Origin of the sequence: Brachybacterium tyrofermentans (assembly GCF_014897585.1) — a bacterium.
Taxonomy (GTDB): Bacteria; Actinomycetota; Actinomycetes; order Actinomycetales; family Dermabacteraceae; genus Brachybacterium; species Brachybacterium tyrofermentans.
Window position 1 is genome coordinate 1 of the sequence record NZ_JABUXW010000012.1, and the last position, 19396, is coordinate 19396.

14 protein-coding genes are annotated in these 19396 nt (G+C 70.6%); 5 read left to right on the forward strand and 9 right to left on the reverse strand.

Annotation, left to right across the window (positions count from 1 at the left end):
* Positions 1 to 445: 445 nt before the first annotated feature.
* Positions 446 to 2056: an MFS transporter gene (locus tag INT49_RS10130; protein WP_193117623.1), complete on the reverse strand. Its 1611-nt coding sequence runs from the start codon at positions 2054 to 2056 to the stop codon at positions 446 to 448.
* 431 nt (positions 2057 to 2487) lie between these two features.
* Between INT49_RS10130 and iolD the strand changes: the two genes are divergently transcribed.
* The 5 genes from iolD to INT49_RS10155 are packed head-to-tail and all read left to right on the forward strand — an operon-like array spanning position 2488 to position 9070.
* Complete coding sequence (iolD, locus tag INT49_RS10135; protein WP_193117624.1) at positions 2488 to 4398, forward strand: 3D-(3,5/4)-trihydroxycyclohexane-1,2-dione acylhydrolase (decyclizing); 1911 nt, start codon at positions 2488 to 2490, stop codon at positions 4396 to 4398.
* A 35-nt stretch (positions 4399 to 4433) separates the two neighbouring features.
* Positions 4434 to 5930, forward strand: a complete 1497-nt coding sequence (locus tag INT49_RS10140) for a CoA-acylating methylmalonate-semialdehyde dehydrogenase (protein ID WP_193117625.1) — start codon at positions 4434 to 4436, stop codon at positions 5928 to 5930.
* Positions 5931 to 5987: 57 nt separating this feature from the next.
* Positions 5988 to 6938: a TIM barrel protein gene (locus INT49_RS10145; protein WP_319021574.1), complete on the forward strand. Its 951-nt coding sequence runs from the start codon at positions 5988 to 5990 to the stop codon at positions 6936 to 6938.
* Positions 6939 to 6954: 16 nt separating this feature from the next.
* Positions 6955 to 7824: a sugar phosphate isomerase/epimerase family protein gene (locus INT49_RS10150; RefSeq protein ID WP_193117626.1), complete on the forward strand. Its 870-nt coding sequence runs from the start codon at positions 6955 to 6957 to the stop codon at positions 7822 to 7824.
* Positions 7825 to 7882: 58 nt separating this feature from the next.
* Positions 7883 to 9070: a Gfo/Idh/MocA family protein gene (locus tag INT49_RS10155; protein ID WP_193117627.1), complete on the forward strand. Its 1188-nt coding sequence runs from the start codon at positions 7883 to 7885 to the stop codon at positions 9068 to 9070.
* Positions 9071 to 9146: 76 nt separating this feature from the next.
* Here the strand turns inward: INT49_RS10155 and INT49_RS10160 are convergent, their stop codons facing one another.
* The 8 genes from INT49_RS10160 to INT49_RS10195 all read right to left on the reverse strand — a co-directional run bounded on the left by INT49_RS10160 (position 9147) and on the right by INT49_RS10195 (position 19211).
* Positions 9147 to 10874, reverse strand: a complete 1728-nt coding sequence (locus tag INT49_RS10160) for an ATP-binding cassette domain-containing protein (RefSeq protein WP_193117628.1) — start codon at positions 10872 to 10874, stop codon at positions 9147 to 9149.
* Complete coding sequence (locus INT49_RS10165) at positions 10874 to 12565, reverse strand: ABC transporter substrate-binding protein (RefSeq protein WP_193117629.1); 1692 nt, start codon at positions 12563 to 12565, stop codon at positions 10874 to 10876. Before INT49_RS10165 ends, INT49_RS10160 begins: the two co-directional genes overlap by 1 nt.
* Positions 12562 to 13611 carry an ABC transporter permease gene (locus INT49_RS10170; RefSeq protein WP_193117630.1) on the reverse strand — a complete coding sequence of 350 codons (1050 nt, stop codon included), beginning with the start codon at positions 13609 to 13611 and terminating at the stop codon, positions 12562 to 12564. Before INT49_RS10170 ends, INT49_RS10165 begins: the two co-directional genes overlap by 4 nt.
* Complete coding sequence (locus INT49_RS10175; RefSeq protein WP_193117631.1) at positions 13611 to 14549, reverse strand: ABC transporter permease; 939 nt, start codon at positions 14547 to 14549, stop codon at positions 13611 to 13613. Before INT49_RS10175 ends, INT49_RS10170 begins: the two co-directional genes overlap by 1 nt.
* A 190-nt stretch (positions 14550 to 14739) precedes the next feature.
* Positions 14740 to 14952 (reverse strand): hypothetical protein, encoded by a 213-nt coding sequence (locus tag INT49_RS10180; RefSeq protein WP_193117632.1) that lies wholly within the window; start codon positions 14950 to 14952, stop codon positions 14740 to 14742.
* Positions 14953 to 14994: 42 nt separating this feature from the next.
* Positions 14995 to 15285, reverse strand: coding sequence for a hypothetical protein (locus tag INT49_RS10185; protein WP_193117633.1), 291 nt, complete (start codon positions 15283 to 15285; stop codon positions 14995 to 14997).
* Positions 15286 to 15403: 118 nt separating this feature from the next.
* Positions 15404 to 17731, reverse strand: coding sequence for a four-carbon acid sugar kinase family protein (locus tag INT49_RS21090; protein WP_226850227.1), 2328 nt, complete (start codon positions 17729 to 17731; stop codon positions 15404 to 15406).
* A gap of 79 nt (positions 17732 to 17810) precedes the next feature.
* On the reverse strand, positions 17811 to 19211 hold the full coding sequence (locus INT49_RS10195; RefSeq protein ID WP_193117634.1) for a GntP family permease: 1401 nt from the start codon (positions 19209 to 19211) through the stop codon (positions 17811 to 17813).
* Positions 19212 to 19396: the final 185 nt, after the last annotated feature.

Sequence of the window (19396 nt, forward strand, 5' to 3'; positions counted from 1 at the left end):
CAGTAGCACCCTCATCGTAAGAGGGCCCACTGTCCGAAAACCACGCGGCACCTCAAAGGGGTGAAGAGGTCATGTCGGGTCCTTTCCCGGGAAGGTGCGGGTCTTGTGTGGTGGTGAGGGGTGCGTGGTGGTGCGGGGTGCGGGGTGGTGCGGGGTGCGGGGTGCGTTGGGGTAGGTGGCTTCGGGGCGGTCGAGGCCGGCGGGAGGCGGTCGGAGGTCGGCGGTCGGCGGTCGGCGGTCGGCGGTCGGCGGTCGGCGGTCGGCGGTCGGCGGTCGAGATGGCCTGACGCGTCGGTATGAGGGGTCGATAGCGACGCGTCAGACCTCATCGGCGCGAGCGCTCGGCGCGTGAGCTCGGTGCGTGAGCTCGGTGCGAGAACTCGGTGCGTGAGCTCGGCACGTGAGCTCAACGCGAGAACTCGGCACGAGAGCCCAGCGCGAGAGCTCAGCGCAGGCGGATCACGCCGCCGGCCTCGCGGAACTCCCATTCGATGCGCTCGAGGGTGAACTTCTTGGTCTCGGGGATGCGCAGGAAGTACCAGATCACCGCGAAGATGTTGATCGCCGCGAAGATCCCGTACGTGGCGACCGGGCCGATCCCGTCCATCATCACGGGGAAGGTCACGGTGACCGCGAGGTTCGCGATCCACAGGATCATCACCGCGAAGCCGTTGGCCGCGCCGCGGATCGCGTTGGGAAAGATCTCCGAGAGCATCACCCACATCACCGGTCCGGGGCCGGACTGCATGCCGAGCATGAACAGCACGATCACCAGCACCACGAGGTAGGGCACGAACGGCGGGATGTCCGGCGAGACCGCCCCGTCGGCCGTGATGTACGGATCGATGCCGAGCAGGAAGATCGCGGTCATCGCGATGAGCGACAGGGTCAGGATGGTCTGGCCCACCAGGAGCACCTGGCGCCGGCCGAAGCGACGCAGCGCGAGCAGGCCCGCGGCCGAGCCGATCACCGAGGCGAGACCGGTGAAGACGTTGAGGATGATCGAGGCCTGGGCGTCGAAACCGGCCGCCATCAGCACCTTCGGCGCGTAGTACATCATCGTGTTCACGCCGGTGAGCTGCTGGAGGATCGCGAAGATGCCGCCGAAGATGATGATCGAGCGCAGCCACGGGACCCGCAGCCCGGCCCGCAGGGTGAGCTTGTCCCGCTTCTCCTCCGCGCGACGGTTGGCCTCCATCTCGGCGACCTCGACGGCCACGTCGTGCGTGCCCTCGATGCGCACCCGCTTGAGGTTCGCGATCGCCTGCACGAGCTCCCCGCGACCCACGTGCCAGCGGGCCGATTCGGGCATCATCCGGATCCCCAGCCACAGCGCGATCGCGGGGATCGAGCAGAGCACCAGCATGAAGCGCCAGGCGTGGCCGTTGCCGTCGGAGACCGCGACGCCGCCGATCCCGGCGAGCAGGCTCCAGGAGGCGGATTCGCCGGCCTCGTAGGTGCCGGAGGGATCGTTGGCCACGACGGCCTCCGGGCCGCCCTGGAGCGAGGCGATCAGGGCGTTCATCCCGAAGGCGATGAACTGTCCGGTGACGATCATGAGCTGGTCGACGGCGACCAGCATGCCGCGCTGCTCCTTGGGCGCCGTCTCCGAGAGGTAGACGGGCACGGTGGTCGAGGCGCCGCCCACGGCGAGGCCCAGCACGAAGCGCGCCGGGTACAGCACCCAGAGGCTCGGCGAGAGGGCGCAGGCCACAGCGCCGACGAAGAAGACGACGGCGAGGATCAGGAGGTTGTGCCGGCGCCCGTAGCGGTCCGAGAGCCGGCCGCCGATGATCGCGCCGACGGCGCAGCCCGCCAGCAGGAAGCCGCCGACGAGGCCCTCCTCGAGGGAGGTCAGGGCGAGGCCGCCGGCCTCCTTGGGCATGTACATGTAGGGCAGGGCGCCGGAGATGACGCCGGTGTCGTAGCCGAAGAGGAAGCCGCCCAGGCAGGCGACGACGGCGAGCAGGCCGATGGAGCGTTTCGGCCCGGCGGCGGGGGTGGTGCGGACGAGCTCGGCGATGCGAGTGCGTTCCGCATGGTGCGACTGGCTCATGTTCCCTCCTTGGAACCTGAGTCCGGTGCGGGACCTCGGGGATCGCGGGGATACACAGGTCTCACCGGAGGCCGGTCGGGGACCGGCAGGGAGTCGGGGAGCCGGGCACGAGCACTCTCGCGGAAGACGTCCATGTCCTACAGGAGTCGCCCTCAAGGCATCTCATGTCCGGTCGAAGTGAGTGTTCGTCACTGACTTGGAGGCAAGCTAGCACAGCGGTCACCGGCGACGGAACCCCTCTATCCCCACTGGGGTCGGCAGCGAGCCGCCCACCAGGGACGACACGGCACAGATCTTGTCCTGACAAACTCTTGACAAGTGCGGGGAACGCTCGGCATGCTGGTCACATCTGAACTCACCGTCGAGTCCCAGCGACAGATGGTGTCACCCAGGGCCCGCCCTTGCGACGGAGCCCGCATCACGGAGGCAGCATGAGCGTCCCCTCGTCGACCCCCGCCGGCACCGTCCGGCTCACCGTCGCCCAAGCCCTCGTCCGGTTCCTCGCCGCCCAGTTCGCCGAGCGCGACGGCGTGCGCGACCGGCTGATCCCCGGCACCTTCGGGATCTTCGGCCACGGCAACGTGGCCGGCATCGGCCAGGCCCTGCTCCAGAACGCCACGGATCCGGCCGACGGGGAGAACCCGATGCCGTACTACCAGGCGCGCAACGAGCAGAACATGGTCCACACCGCCGTCGCCTACGCCCGCACCACGAACCGCCTCCAGGCCTTCGCCTGCGCGGCCTCCATCGGCCCCGGCTCCACGAACATGATCACCGGGGCGGCGCTCGCGACCGTGGACCGCATCCCCGTGCTGCTGCTGCCCAGCGACATCTTCGCCACCCGCACCGTGGACCCCGTGCTCCAGCAGCTCGAGGACGAGACCGCCGGGGACGTCTCCGTCAACGACGCCTTCCGGCCCGTCTCCCGCTACTTCGACCGCATCTCCCGGCCCGAGCAGCTGATCCCCGCGGCGCTGCAGGCCATGCGCGTGCTCACCGATCCCGCCGAGACCGGCGCCGTCACCCTCTCCCTCCCCCAGGACGTGCAGGCCGAGGCGTTCGACTGGCCGCTGGAGTTCTTCCGCGAGCGCACCTGGCACGTGGCCCGGCCGGTGCCCGAGCCCGCCGCCCTGCAGCGCGCGGTCGACGTGATCCGCGCGGCCCGTCGGCCCGTGCTCATCGCCGGCGGCGGCGCCATCTACTCCGAGGCGAGCGAGGCCCTCGCGGCCTTCGCCGACGCCACCGGGATCCCGGTGCTCGACACCCAGGCGGGCAAGGGCGCGCTCAGCGCGGACCACCCCCTGGCGATCGGAGGCGTGGGCTCGACCGGCAACAACGCCGCCAACGAGCTCGCCGCGGAGGCCGACGTGATCATCGGCGTGGGCACCCGCTACACCGACTTCACCACCGCCTCGCACACCGCCTTCCGCAACCCCGAGGCGCACTTCGTGAACCTCAACGTGAAGGCCTTCGACGCCGCGAAGCACTCCGCGACCATGGTCGTGACCGACGCGCGCACCGGCCTGGACGCCCTGCGCGCGGCCCTCGGCGACCATCGGGCTCCTGCCGAGCACGGCGAGCGCGCCCAGCAGCTGCGGGCGCAGTGGGAGGAGCTCATCGAGCCCTGCTTCCAGCCCCACGACCAGGAGCTCCCCGCGCAGACGGAGATCTTCGGCGCCCTCAACGACATGATGGGCGACGAGGACATCGTCATCAACGCCGCCGGTTCCATGCCCGGTGACCTGCAGGCGCTGTGGAAGGCCCGCTCCCCCATCCAGTACCACCTGGAGTACGGCTACTCCTGCATGGGCTACGAGCTGCCGGCCTCCCTCGGCGCGAAGATGGCGAGCCCCACCAGCGAGGTCGTCGCGATCATCGGCGACGGCACCTTCCAGATGGCCCCGCAGGAGATCGCCACGATCGTCGCCGAGCGGGTGAAGGTCATCCTGGTGATCCTGCAGAACCACGGCTGGTCCTCGATCGGCTCCCTCTCGGAGTCCCACGGCTCCCAGCGCTTCGGCACCAAGTACCGGATGCGCAACGAGGAGACCGGGATGCTGGACGGCGAGAAGCTGCCCTTCGACATCCCCGCGAACATCCGCTCCTACGGCCTCGAGGTGCAGGAGGTCTCCGACACCGCGGCCTTCCGCGAGGCCTACCGTCGCGCCGAGGCCTCCGCCGAGGCCACCGCGATCGTGGTGAACACGAACCTGTACGGCCCCAACCCGCCCGGCAACAGCTGGTGGGACGTGCCGGTCTCGCAGGTCTCGCGCCTGGAGTCCACCCAGCAGGCCTCGACCGCCTACGAGGCCGAGAAGGCCCCGCAGCGCCACTACCTCTGACCACCCCTCACCGTCCGACCCGCAAGGAGAACACCATGGGACAGAACGTCCAGCACTGGATCAACGGTCGCGAAGAAGCCGGCACCGGCTCCACCCAGCCGATCCTGAACCCCGCCACCGGTGAGCAGATCCGCACCCTCCACCTCGGCGATGCCTCCACCGTCGACCGCGCCGTCGAGGTCGCCGTCGCCGCGCAGCGCGAGTGGGCGAAGGTGTCGCTGGCCAAGCGCACCCAGATCTTCTACACGATGCGCGAGCTGCTGATCGCGGCCACCGAGGAGATCGCCGTGGTCATCTCGCAGGAGCACGGCAAGACGGTCGCCGACGCGAAGGGCGAGATCGCCCGCGGCCTGGAGACCCTCGAGTTCGCCACCTCCATCACCCAGGACCTCAAGGGCGGCTTCTCGGAGAACGTCTCGACCGGCGTCGACGCGCACACCATGCGCCAGCCGCTCGGCGTCGTCGCCGGCATCACCCCGTTCAACTTCCCGGCGATGGTGCCCTTCTGGATGCACCCGGTCGCCCTGGCCACCGGCAACGCCTTCATCCTCAAGCCGTCGGAGCGGGACCCGTCGGCCTCGAACATCGTGGCCCGCCTCTACCAGGAGGCCGGCCTGCCCGACGGCGTCTTCCAGGTGGTCCACGGCGGCAAGGAGACCGTCGATGCGCTGTGCACGCACGACGACATCTCCGCCGTCTCCTTCGTGGGATCCACCCCGATCGCGAAGCACGTGCACGCCACCGCCTCCGCAGCCGGGAAGCGGGTCCAGGCCCTCGGCGGCGCCAACAACCACGCCGTGGTGATGCCCGACGCGAACATCGAGTTCGCCGCCTCGCAGGTCGCCTCCGGCGCCTTCGGCTCCGCCGGCGAGCGCTGCATGGCCGTGCCGATCGCCGTCACCGTCGGCGACATCCATGACGAGTTCGTCGCGGCGATCACGGCCGAGGCGGAGAAGCTCGTGGTGGGTCCCGGCGACGCCGAGACCACCGACATGCCGCCCGTCATCACGAAGGACGCCCGCGACCGCGTGATCCGCATGACCGACGAGGCCGAGCAGGCCGGGGCCACGATCGTCGTCGACGGCCGTGGACTGGTGGTCGAGGGCTTCGAGAACGGCAACTTCGTGGGGCCGACGGTCATCACCGATCTGGACCGCAGCCACGCCACCTACACCGACGAGGTGTTCGGGCCGCTGCTCGTGGTCATGCACGTGGACAATTTCGACGAGGCCCTCGAGCTCGTGAACTCCTCCCCCTTCGGCAACGGCACCGCGATCTTCACCGACTCCGGCCACTACGCGCGCCGCTACCAGGAGGAGGTCGAGGTGGGCATGATCGGCATCAACGTGCCGATCCCGACCCCCGTGGGCTACTACTCCTTCGGCGGCTGGAAGGACTCCCTGTTCGGCGAGCACCACGCGCACGGCCCCGAGGGCCTCAGCTTCTACACGAAGCAGAAGGCCGTCACCACCCGCTGGCCCTCGCAGAACGAGACCGTCGATGCCTCGATGAGCTTCCCGACCCACGACTGACACCACGGGAACCCCCACCGGGGAGAACCCCGCCACGACCACCGAAGGAGCTGCGCCGTGACCTCTTCCGACGCCCCGCGCATCGACCGTTCCCGCAATCCCGACGCCCCGTTCGACAAGCTCACCATCGGCGTGTGCCCTGATCAGTGGGGCGTGTGGTTCCCCGAGGACGAGAAGCAGATCCCGTGGCGCACCGCGCTCGGCGAGATGGCCGAGGCCGGCTTCTCCGTGATGGAGACCGGGCCCTGGGGCTACTTCCCGCAGGATGCGAAGCAGCTGCAGTCCGCGATGGACGAGCACGGCTTCCGCGTCGTGGCCGGCACCGGCTGGGGCATCCTGCACAAGGAGGAGGCCTGGGCGGAGACCGAGCGCACCTTCCGCGCGATCGCCGAGACCCATGCAGCCGTGGGCGCGGAGTACATGGTGCACCTGCCGCCGATGTACCGCGACGAGAAGACCTGGGAGTTCACCGACGACCGGGAGCTGACCGGCGACGCGTGGAAGCGCTATGTCACCAACGCCAACGAGCTGGGCCGGATCATGAAGGAGGACTACGGGCTGACGATGGTGCTGCACCCCCACGGGGACAGCCACATCGAGATGCCCGAGGAGATCGCGCGGGTCTTCGAGGCGACGGATCCGGAGCTGGTCTCGTTCTGCCTGGACACGGGCCACATCGTCTACGGCGGCGGCGACCCGATCGCGATGATCGACGAGTACCCCGAGCGCATCGGCTACGTGCACATCAAGGCCTTCGACCCGGATCTCACCCGTGAGGCGCACGAGAAGGACTGGCCGTTCGGGGAGGCCGTCGCGAAGGGCGCGTCGGTGTGCCCGCCGAAGGGCCTGCCGAACATGAAGGACCTGGTCGCGAAGCTCGCCACGATGGACAAGGAGCTCTACGTGATCTGCGAGCAGGATCTCTACCCCTGCGAGCCCGGCCTGCCGCTGCCCAATGCGATCGCGACCCGTGAGTTCCTGGCCGAGTGCGGACTCGGCGTGAAGTGAGAAGGAGAGCGACCCGATGGTGAAGATCCTGCTGGACCCGTCCATGTACCACCCGCATCTCTCGGTCGCGCAGGAGCTGCACAAGGCCCGTGAGCTGGGCTTCAACTACCTCGAGCTGTCCCCGCGCGCGGATTTCCACGAGTGGCACCACTACCCCAAGGTGGATCGCCATCAGATCACCGAGGTGAAGCGCGCGATGAAGGACTCCGGGGTGAGGATCTGGTCGCTGAACCCCGTCTTCGACTGGGCCTCGCCGGATGAGCAGGAACGTCAGGCGCAGGTGCGCAACTGGACGCGTCTGCTGGAGATCGCCGACGCCCTCGAGGTGCCGCTGATCGCCACCGAGTTCTCCGGCGACCCGAACCGGGCGCTCGCCTCGGAGCACCAGTTCTACCGGTCCATGGAGGAGCTGGTCCCCGTCTTCGAGAAGTACGGCCTGGAGTGCACGATCGAGGCGCACCCCTACGACTTCGTCGAGGAGAACGACCAGGCCGTGCAGATCATCCGCGGCGTGGACCGCGACTGGTTGAACTACGAGTTCTGCTTCCCGCACGCCTATCACGTGGGCCGCGGGAACCGGGATCCGCGCGAGATGATGGACTACGCCGGGGACCGCCTGAAGCACCTGCACATCGCGGACGTCTTCGACCACACCGCCAACGTTGGCAACCGCTACATCATGAACCCGCCCGGCGTCGACGCCCGCATCCACCAGCACAACGAGATCGGCAACGGCGAGATCGACTGGGACTCCGCCTTCACCTACCTGCGCGAGCGCGAGTACGACGGGCCGATGTCCGTGTGCGTGTTCGGGTGGGAGGAGGAGGCCGACGCCGTCAACGTGCGGATGCGCGAACGCCTGCTCGCGGAGTTCGACGGCGACTGACCACGGGGCCGACGGGGCTACGCGTACCCGCCCCACCACACGACCTCAGGAGAAGACCATGCAAGACATCGGCATCGGCGTGATCAGCCTCGGCTGGATGGGGCGCCTCCACTCCACCTCCTACCAGCGGATCCCCTCCCGCTTCCCCGAGCTCGGGCTGCGGCCCCGTCTGGTGGTCGCGGCGGACCCGCTCGAAGCGAATCAGCTCGCCGCCACCGAGCAATTCGGCTTCGAGAAAGCGGTGGCCAGCATCGATGAGGTGCTCGCCGATCCTGACGTGGAGGCCGTCTCGATCTGCTCGCCGAACTTCCTGCACCGCGACTTCGCGATCAAGGCCGCCGCGGCGGGGAAGCCGTTCTGGATCGAGAAGCCGATGGGCGTCTCCGCCGCGCAGTCCCGCGAGATCCACGACGCCGCGGCCGCCGCCCGCGTGGCCACCGCGGTGGGCTTCAACTACCGCCACGCCCCGGCCGTGCAGCACCTGCGCTCCCTCGTCGCGGATGGCCGTCTGGGCCGGATCACCAACGTGCGATGCTGGCTCAACGCCGACTACGCCTCCTCCCCCGATGGCGCCCTGACCTGGCGCTACGACCGGGAGAAGGCCGGCAGCGGCGTGATCGGGGATCTCCTCTCGCACGGCGCGGACCTCGTCAAGTACGTGACCGGGCAGCACATCGAGGAGGTCACCGCGACCTCGGACATCTTCATCCCCGAGCGTCCGATCCCCACCTCGGCCGGAGTGGGACACGGCGGCATCGAGGTGGGCGAGGAGCGCGGCCCCGTGCAGAACGAGGACTGGGTCGCGGCTCTCTCCCGGCTCTCCGGCGGCGCCCACGCGACGCTGGAGTCCTCGCGGGTGGCCCGCGGGCACCGCAGCGACTACGCCCTGGAGCTGTTCGGCACCGAGGGTTCGGCCCGCTGGTCCTTCACCCGGATGAACGAGTTCGAGGTGATGCTCAGCGACGGTGAGGGCGCCGGCGGCGGGAGCAGCAGCACCGAGCACGGCTACACGACCGTTCTGGCCGGCCCCGGGCACGGGGACTACGCCCGCTTCCAACCCGGCCCGGGCATCCCCATGAGCTTCGATGACCTCAAGACGATCGAGGCGGCGGAGTTCCTCTCCGACATCGCCCACGGCACCCATCTCGCCCCGAACGCGGCCGACGGCCTCGCCGCCGCCGAGGTGTGCGAGGCCGTGGTGCGCTCCGCGGCCAGCCGGGCGTGGGAGACCGTGCCCCGGCCCTAGGCCGGAGCCCGGAGCCGAGCCAGAGGCAGGGGCAGAACCTGGATCCTGGTCTCATACCTGGAGCCGAAACCCGGGCCTACGCCGCCTCGCCGCCATCCTCGCGCAACCGCCGCTCGGGGTCGGGGACGCTCGCGAGCAGGGCGCGCGTGTACTCGTGCTGCGGATCCCCGAGCACCTCGCGCGCGGTGCCCTGCTCTACGGCGCGACCGGCGCGCAGCACGGTCACGTGGTCCGCGAGAGAGCCCACCACGGCCAGGTCGTGGCTGATGAACACGCAGGCGAAGCGGGTCTCGGCGATCGCGTCGCGCAGCACGTCGATCACGTGCGCCTGGATGGTGACGTCCAGGGCGCTGGTGGGCTCGTCGGCGATGAGCAGCGCCGGTTCGAGGATGAGCGCGCGGGCGATGGAGACCCGCTGGCGCTGACCGCCCGAGAGCTCATGCGGGAGCCGGCTCACGTACGAGGCGGGCAGGTGCACGATCTCCAGCGCCCGCTTCACCCGCCGGGCGATGTCGGTGCGGGAGATGCCGCCGGCCAGCTGCAACGGCTCCCCGATGCTCCAGCCCACGGTGCGGCGCGGGTTCAGCGAGGAGGCGGGGTCCTGGAACACGAGCCCCACCCGCGCGTACGCCGCCCGGCGCTGCGAGGCGCCGAGCGTGCGCGGGTCCACGCCCTCGATCTCGAGGGTGCGCGCCTGTGCGGGGACCAGGCCGGCCAGGGCCTTCCCCCAGGTGGACTTCCCGGAACCGGACTCCCCGACCAGGCCGTGGATCTCCCCGCGGCGGATCTCCATGCCGACGTCGTCGAGCGCTCGGTGCGAGCCGCCGCGCCGGTGGTACTCCACGCTCAGCCCCTCGACCCGCACGACGGGTGCCTCGTCGACGGCAGCAGCGGTCTGTGCGGCGGGCGCGTCGGCCCGCCCGGCGTCGGCCCCGCCGGCCCGTCCGGCGTCGTCCGCGCGGGCGGCACGTCGGCCCCGGGCGGCGCCGCCGCGCACCCCGTCGGCCCGCTCGAGGCTCTCGGCGAGGCGAGGCACGGCGGCGAGCAGGGCCTGCGTGTAGGGGGCCTCGGGCGCGGAGAGCACCTCGCGCACCGGCCCCGTCTCGACCACGTCGCCGTCCTTGAGGACCACGACCTCGTCGGCGATCTCGCCCACCACACCCATGTCGTGGGTGATGAGCAGGACCCCGATCTGCCGCTCCGCCACGATCCTCACCAGCAGGTCGAGGATCCCGCGCTGCACGGTGACGTCGAGCGCCGTGGTGGGCTCGTCGGCGATGAGCAGGGCCGGGTCGCCGCTGAGCGCGAGGGCGATGACCACCCGCTGCAGCTCGCCGCCGGAGAGCTCGTGCGGGTAGGAGGCGGCGGAGCGGTCCGGATCCGGCAGGCCGACGGAGGACAGCAGCTCCCGCATCCGCGTCTCGGCCTGCGCCCGGGACCGGATGCCTTCGCGCACGGCGAGGACATGCCGGAACCCCGTGGACACCTTCATCACCGGGGACAGCGACTGCCCCGGCTCCTGGAAGATCATCCCGATCTGCCCGGACCGGATCCGGCGCATCTCCGCGGCCGAGCAGCCGACGAGCTCCGCCGCGCCCAGCCGGGCGCTGCCGCGCACCTCGGCGCTGCGCGGCTGGAGGCCGATCGTGGACAGGGCCGTCATGCTCTTCCCGGACCCTGACTCGCCCACCAGCGCGGTGATCCGCCCCGCGTGCACGGTGAGGTCCAGGCCGGTCACGATGGACCGGCCTGCGATGCTCACCTGCAGGTCGCGGAGGGCGAGGAGCTCGTCGGCAGTGCTCATCAGCCCAGCGTGACCGTGAGGTAGTTCGGGTACGCCGGGAACTCGCCGATCACGAAGTTCTCCACGCCGGAGCCGTGGATGAAGGAGTTCTTCGAGTAGATCAGCGGCACCACGGGGGACTCCTCGAGGATCTGCTTGTCCACGGCGGCCCACTTCGCATGCGCCTCATCGGCGTCGATCGTGGAGGAGGCCTCCAGGATCGCGGCATCGACATCCGGGTTCGCGTAGCGCGCCAGGTTGTAGTTGCCGTCGCCGATCTGGCTGGAGTCGAACAGCGGGGTGAGGTTGGCGTTGGGCGAGGGGACATCGGGCTGCCAGGAGCTGAGCACCAGGTCGTAGCCGGTGCCGTCGCCCGCAGTCACCTCGGAGGAGTAGGCGTTCTCGTCCAGCGGCTGGATCGTCACGGTGATCCCAGCGCGCTTGAGGCCCTGCTGGATGGACTCGGCGGCACCGGTCTGGTCATCGGTGATCACCAGACGCAGCGAGATCTCTCCGGCCCCGGCCTCCTTGAGCAGCGCGGCGGCCTTGTCGACGTCGCCGGTGGGCTCGTCGGAGTACAGCGAGTACTCCTCACGCCCGGCGATGCCCGGGGTGATCAGCGTGGTCGCGTAGTCACCGGAGATCTCGCCGCCCTTGGCGGTGCGGTAGGCCTCCTTGTCCACGGCGTACTGGATGGCCTGGCGGACCTTGACGTCCTTCAGCGCGTCGGACTCGGTGTTCAGCGCCAGGTACTCCAGCGCACCCGGGCCGGAGGTGACCAGGCGGTCCCCGACCTTCGGATCGTTCTGCGCCTGGACCAGCTGCGCGGTGGGCACGAAGGTCGACAGGAACGAGTCCTGGGCATCCGAGCGGTCCGCGATGATCGACTGCGCGACGACGCTCGCATCCTGGGCGAGGGTGAACTCGATCGAGTCCGGGCCGCCGAGGCGGGCCTGGTCGGTGTCCACGTCCCACTTCTCGTTGCGCACGAGCACCGCCTTGCTGCCCGGTGCGTAGGACTCCAGGCGGTACGGACCGCTGGCGACGGGCTCCGTCGCGTAGGTCTCGGGCTCACCGGACTCCTCGGGGACCGGGGCGAACGCGGGGGTCGAGGCGATCCAGCCGAAGTCGCCGTAGGGGCGGTTGAGGTGGAAGACGAGGGTGAGGTCGTCGGGCGTCTCGATCGAGTCGAGGTGCTTGTCCGAGAACGGGCCGGCGTAGTCCTCGCCGCCCTCGAGCAGCACCTTGTGATAGGTCAGGCCGCCGGTGAGCTCAGCCGCGAAGGACCGCTCCAGGCCGTACTTCACGGTCGCCGCGGTGATCGGGGTGCCGTCCTCGAACAGCAGCCCCTCCTGGAGGGTGAACGTCCAGGTCTGGCCGTCGTCGGAGGCCGTGCCGACGTCGGTCGCGAGGTCCGGGATCAGCTCGGTGGGCGCATCGGTCGAGGTCTTCCAGGCGGTGAGCCGGCGCGCGGTCAGGCCCAGCGTGGTGATCGCGAGGTTCTGGCTGGTCGCGGGGTCGAAGCTCATCTCCTCCCCCGTGGAGAAGATGGTGAGCGTGCCACCGGTGTCCCCGCCGCCCCCGTCGGAGGAGCCGCCGGATCCACCGTTCGAGCAGGCGGCGAGGGTTCCCACGCCGAGCACGAGCGGGGTGGCGGCGAGGATGCCGCGTCGCGAGAAGTGGCGCGAGGGATTCGAGGGCTGCGAGGTCATGAGGTCGTCTCCTGGGGGTTCTGGTCGGGCAGGGTGGTGGCGGTGGAGGGGCGGCGCGAGCGGCCGCCCCGGGCGAGCCGACGATCCAGCAGCGGTCGTGCGAGATCGGCGCTGAGGTTCGCGAGCACGATGAGCAGCGAGCCCACGAGCGTGGTGCCGACGATGACCGGCAGGTCCGCGGTGGACGTCGCATCCAGCAGCAGGGCGCCGAGACCGGGCTGGCCGAAGATCCGCTCGGTGATCACGGTCCCGCCCAGCAGCGCCCCGATGTCGAGGGCGATGAGCGTGGTCAGCGGCAGGGCGAGGTTGCGCAGCGCATACCGGTCGATCCGTCGTTCGGACAGGCCGCTGGCCCGCGCGGTGCGCACGTAGTCCAGGCCCAGCTGCTCGATCATCGAGGAGCGCACGAGCCGCGCGTAGATGGCGCCGTTGAGGAAGGCGAGCGTCGCCCAGGGCAGCACCAGGTGCCGCGCCCACTCCAGCGGTCCCTCGGTGAAGGGCTCGTACCCGCCGCTGGGCAGCAGGTCCAGGCGCAGCGCGAAGACCACCACGGCGAGCAGCCCCACCACGAAGGCGGGGGCCGACGCGGCGATCACGGACACGCCGGTCACGACCCGGTCCAGGATCCCGCCCTGGCGCCGCGCGGCGAGCGCCCCGGCGGCGATGCCGAACACGGCCTGCAGGGCCACGGCACCGAGCGCGATCGACAGGGAGACCGGGAAGCGGTCCGCGAGCAGGGCCGTGACCGGCTGGTGGAGCTGGAAGGAGTACCCGAGGCAGGGGGCAGCGCACTCGACGACCACGTCGGCCGAGCCGAACGTGCGTCCGGTGACGATCGCGCCCAGGAAGGTGCCCAGCTGAACCCACCAGGGCTTGTCGAAGCCCATGAAGCCGCGGGCGGCCTCGAGGTCCTCGGGCGAGCAGGGCTTCCCGCACATCCGCAGGGCGGGGTCGATGGGGGCGACGTAGAAGATCGCGAAGGTCAGGCCGACGACGACCAGGAGCACGCCGAGGCTGCGCGCGACGCGCTGCAGGGAGAGGGCCATCAGCGCACTCCCCGGGGGTCGAGGGCGTCACGCAGGGTGTCGCCGAGGATGTTGAAGGAGAACGTCACCACGAACAGCGCGGCGGCGGGGAACAGCAGGAAGGCGGGGTCCACGAGCAGCCAGCTGATCGCGTCGCCGATCGAGCGGCCCCACGACGGGGTGGGCGGCAGCACGCCCACGCCGAGGAACGACAGCGTGGCCTCGGCGCTGATCCGGCCCGGCAGGGAGATGCACGAGTAGACGATCACGGTCGAGGCGACGTTGGGCAGCACCTGGTGACGGAAGAGGTGGCCGAAGCGGGCGCCCATCACCCGGGAGGCGACGACATAGGGCTGCTGCACGATCACGCGGGTCTCCGCGGCGACCACGCGGGCGATGCCGGGCCAGCCGAACATGCCGATGACCAGGGTGAGCAGCAGCGCTCGCGGTGCTTCGAGCGGGAACAGGGCGCTGAGCGCGATGGCGAAGATGAGGAAGGGGAAGCCGAGGGTCACGTCGGTGGCGAAGTCCACCAGCTTCTCGACGATCCCGCCCACGGCACCGGCGACGATGCCGAGCACGACCCCGATGACCGTGGCCAGCACGGTCGAGGCGATGCCCACCAGCAGCGATACACGCGCCCCGTGGACGACCAGGGAGAACAGGTCACGCCCGGTTCCGGGCTCCACCCCGAACCAGTGCTCTGCGCTGACTCCGCCGAAGAAGCCCGTCGGTGACGTATCCGGCCCCAGGGCGTCCGCGTGATAGGTGAACGGGTCGTTCCCGGACAGCGCGCTCAGCTGGCTCGCGAAGATCGCGGACAGCAGGCTGATGACCACCACGACCGCGGCGGTCGCCGGCACCGGGCGCAGGAAGGAGCGCCACACAGGGGCGCGGGAAGGTCGCTCGTCCGTGGAGGCGGCGGCCTCGACCGGAAGAGCATCACTGGTCGTCATCATGGATGCTTTCGGTTGTGCAAAGTTCAGCGTTGGAAAGTATTGCACCACCGCGCGCCGCGGAGCCCGCGACCTCGTCACAATTCGACAACTCCGCCGCCCCGGCTCACGCGGGCGTCGGCGTCGGCGTCGGCGTCGGCGTCGGCGTCGGCGTCACGGTCGAGGCCGGGGCCGGGGCCGGGGTCCCAAGTGGTCAGTCAGCGTTCGCGTCCGTGTTTTCGGACGTGCTCTCGGCCGTGTTCTTCCGTCGTCCCCGGATGACGATGACCGAGACCAGTGCGGCCGAGAGCACGCCAAGGCTCGTGACGAGTCCGCCGGAATGCGTCTCCGGCGAGAGCACGATCCACACGCCGATAAGGATCGTCACGATGGCGCAGAGCCAGGTCACGGCCTTCAACAGGCGCACGGTGCGCTCCTCTCGATCACGGGTCGCGGGTCTCCGCAGTGCTCAGGCGCCATCGGAACCGGCCCTCCCCTCCGACCGGCGTGCGATCTCCCGATCGTTCGCATCCGCCCGACGCGATCCGACAGCAGCACCCAGCGCGATGCCCGCGCCGAGCCCGATCGCCGTGGCATACCCGAAGTCGCCGGGCAGCGCCTGCCCGAGGAGCTGGCCGATGACGGCACCGAGGAACCCGCCCAGGATGATCCACACGGCCAGGATGCCGCTCCGGCTCCACACCGGAGCCCTGCGCTTCCCGGTCACCTCGCGGGCCCGCTGCATGTCGTCCTGCGCCATCGCACTCCTCCTCGCTCGTCGGATTCCCAGGGAATCACAGTCGACCCGCCCGGGGGTCGGGAAAGGGGGGGGGAGAGGTCGGGAGAGAGCGAGGGCGCTGCGGCTGCGCCCGACTCGGTCAGCCCTTCTCGCCGCGCAGCACGTCGAACACGATCGAGTCGTCCTTCCGGTCATGGCCCAGCTCGCTGCCGCGCTGGTAGATCCCTTCGGCCGACGCCGCGAGCGGAACCTCCTGGCCCACCTCTCGGGCGGCCTCGCTCACCAGGCCCATGTCCTTGACGAAGATGCTGAGCGCCGAGCGGACCTCGTCGAACGCCGCGTCGTCGCGCGCGCCCTCGACCATCCGCCCGCCCCGGTCGCCGAACATGAACGATGCGGCGGCGCCGGTGTTCAGCACCTCGTGGACCTGCTTCAGGTCCAGCCCCATGGAGTCGGCGAGTGCGAGGGCCTCGCCGGCGGCAGCGATGTGCACGCCGCACAGCAGCTGGTTGACGACCTTGAAGCGCTGGCCGTCCCCGGGGCGCGGGCCGACGACGGGGGCGTTCGCGGCGAGTGCGTCCAGCAGCGGGCGCACGGTGGCCACATGGGGCTCCGCGCCGCCGACCATGATCAGCAGGTCACCGGTCCCGGCGCGGGCCACACCCCCGGAGACGGGCGCGTCGACCACATGCGTCGTGATGCCCTCGAGCGCGGTGACGGTCGCCTCGATCGCGGCGGGGCCGACGGTGGACATGATCAGCAGCGTGGTGTCAGCGGTGAGCGCGGAGACGATGCCGCCACTGGCACCGGGAGCAGTGCTGGTGCCGAGGGATTTGCTGGAGCCGCTGGTGCCGCTGGTGCCCTCCCCGAGCAGGACCGACTCGAGCTGGGCGGGGGTCGCGACCATGACCACGACGACGTCCGCAGCGGTCGCGGCCTCGAGCGCGCTGTTCACCGGGGTTGCAGCGTCAGCCACCGCCTCACGGGCGTCGGGACTCAGGTCGAAGGCGCGCACGGCGAACCCCGCGGCGCCGGCGGTGCGGACCATCGGCGCCCCCATCGCGCCCAGTCCGATCCACCCGATCGTGGCCGGGGCACGTGCCGCGTCCGGTGCGGGCGCGACGGCGGCGACGGCGGCGGCGAGGCGGTCCACGACGTCGGCGAGGGCCTGCTCGCCGCCCACGTTGCCGGGGAACACCACGTACGGCGCACCCATCACCTCCTCCGGCGCCTCCTGCGCGGAGAACAGCGAGACCTGGCCGGGCCAGAACTGGCCCTCGACCCGGGCCCGCCGGATCCCGAGCCCGTTCGCGGCGACCTCGTGGGAGGTGATGCCACCCTTCGCGACCACCCACGCCGGCTTCACCGACCGCACGCGGCGCACCACCTCGACCACGGCGTCGGACACGCTGCGGGCGATCGCGAGCGACTCGGCGGGATCGTCGGAGCGCACCAGGTCACGGCTGGTGTAGAGCACGCAGTCGTCCTCCTGCAGGGCCGCCCGCAGCCTCTCGACGACCTCGCCGAGGTGCTGCTCGCGGCGGTCATCGAGCAAGGAGGGCACGTGGAGCTCGACCTCGACCAGGGTGCCGCGCTCCTGGACGGCGCGCAGCTGGGTGGTGGTCAGGCCCACGTGCGAGCCGACGACGACCAGTCCGTGGGCCAGGCGTCCCGCGGGGATCGTGATGGAGGCGGGGTCCACGACCTGCGCGCCGCTCTGCCCGGCCAACGGGCGCACGAAAGATGGCCCACAGCGGGTGATGAGGGTGCGGCCCTCCGCCTCGAGCAGCGAGACGGCCTCCGCGACGACCTCCATGTCGGAGTACTCCGTCGCGTTGACGACGACCCAGCGGCGATCGCGGGCGGCGGCAAGGATCTCGTGGACGCGGCCGACGCCGCCGGTGCGGATGTCGTCGAGCCCGATGCTCAGCACGTCGGCCGCACGCACCGCTCCTCCGGAGCGCTCCTCGAGGAACTCCCGCAGGTCGGAGCGGGTGTAGCCGAAGGTGGCGTCGCGAGCGAAGTCGGTGTCCTCGACGCGGCGCGGCACTCCGTCGACGACGGCGTAGTGCACATCGCCCTCGGTGTACCGGCCGGCCTCGAGCATCGCCGGGACCAGCAGGATCGCATCGACCGCGACGTCATGGGCGGCGAGCTCGTCCGCGATGGCGACGGGCTCGGCGATGACGTGCCCGCGCAGCGTGGAATCGGAGCGGGAGACGACGTGCAGGCCCTCCCGGGCGACGGGATCCGCGAGCACGCCGGCGACCAGGCGACGGTTCAGGCAGACGGCGTCGGCCTCATCGAGCGCCCGGGTGTTGGTGAGCACGAAGCACGTCGATCCGGGCTCCGTGAGCACCTCGGCGGGGATCGCGGGGTCGAGGTCGAAGGCGACATCGATCCCGGCGACGCACTGCGAGCCGGTGGGGTCGTCATCGAGGACGAGCAGGCGACGGGAACCGGCCATGATGGGGGTCCTTTCCGGGGCGGTCGGTGCGGGAGAGCAGGGCAGGCGGGCGGCGGCCGGCGCGGCCGCCGCCCGCGGGTCAGGCGGCGATGACGAACACCACCGCGGACAGGGCGAAGCCGACCAGGGAGATGGTGGTGCCCACGACGGACCAGGTCTTGAAGGTGGTCACGGTGTCGAAGCCGCAGAACTTGCCGATCAGCCAGAAGCCGGAGTCGTTCACGTGCGACCACCCGATCGAGGCGGCGCCGATGGTGATGACCATGGCGGCCACGGCGATGGAGTTGAAATCGCCGGCCATGATCGCCGGGGCCATGATCGAGGCGCCGGTCGTCGCCGCCACGGTGGCCGAGCCCTGGGCGATGCGCATGGCCATGGTGACCAGGTACGCGGCGACGATGAGCGGCAGGCCCAGGGCGTCGAGCCCGTCGGCGACCTCGGTGCCGATGCCGGTCTCGGTGAGGATGGCGCCGAACGCGCCGCCCGCACCGGTGATCAGGATGATCGAGCAGACCGGCGCGAGAGCGTCGTCCACGAGCTCTTCGAGCAGTCCGCCCACCGGCTGGCCCCGACGACGACGCGGGATGACGTAGAGCAGCAGCATCGCCAGCAGCGCCGAGAGCGCGAGTGCGACCGGGGTGGCGCCGATGAGGCGCGAGACCTCGAAGGCGAGGTTGTCGGCGCTCACGGTCCCCTGCGCCTCGAGGGTGGAGAAGGCCGTGTTGAAGAAGATCAGGACCAGCGGCAGCAGGAGCACGATCACGATGGCGCCGAAGGCGGGGCGCTCCTCGGCCGGGACCTCGCGGGGCTCGCCGAGCAGGGCCGGAACGGGCGTGTCCGGGAAGCGCTTGGAGATCGCCCGGGCCACCAGGTAGCCGCCGAAGTACCAGGTGGGCAGGCCGATGAGCAGACCCACCAGCACCACGAGGCCGATGTCGGCACCCATCACGGTCGCCGCGGCCGTGGGGCCGGGGTGCGGGGGCAGCAGCGCGTGCATCATCATGAACGACGCGATCGAGGGCAGCACGTAGAGCATGAACGAGCCGCCGAGACGGCGGGCTACCGTGTAGATGACGGGGAGCATCACGATGAAGCCGGCGTCCAGGAAGATCGGGAACCCGTAGAACAGCGAGGCGACGGCGAGGGCGAGCGGCGCGCGCTGCTCCCCGAAGGTGTCGAGCATCTTGTCAGCGAGCACCTGGGCGCCGCCGGTGGTCTCGATCAGCCTGCCCAGCACGGCGCCGAAGCCGACGAGCAGGGCGACCGTTCCGACGGTGGTGCTGAAACCGCCGATCACCACGCCGATCACGTCGCCAACGCCGATGCCGGCGGCGAGGCCGGTGGCGACCGCGACGATCAGCAGCGAGAAGAAGGCGTGCAGGCGGGCTTTGATGATGAGGACGAGCAGGATGACGATCGCGACGACGGCGATCGTCAGGAGCAGCCAGACCGGCCGATCCGCGAGGACGAGTTCTTCCACGGGTGGGTCTCCAGACGTTGAGGAATCACTCCGAGCAGGAGCCCCGACGTCGGAACGCCCGGGGCCCGGTCGGTGCCGGGCCCCGAGCGTTCGGCTCAGGTCCCGGGCAACAGTGCCCGGCCGACGGGCGGTGCCCGTCGGATGAGAAGGAGGGTGAAGAGGAGATCGAGAGGGGGAACGCTCCG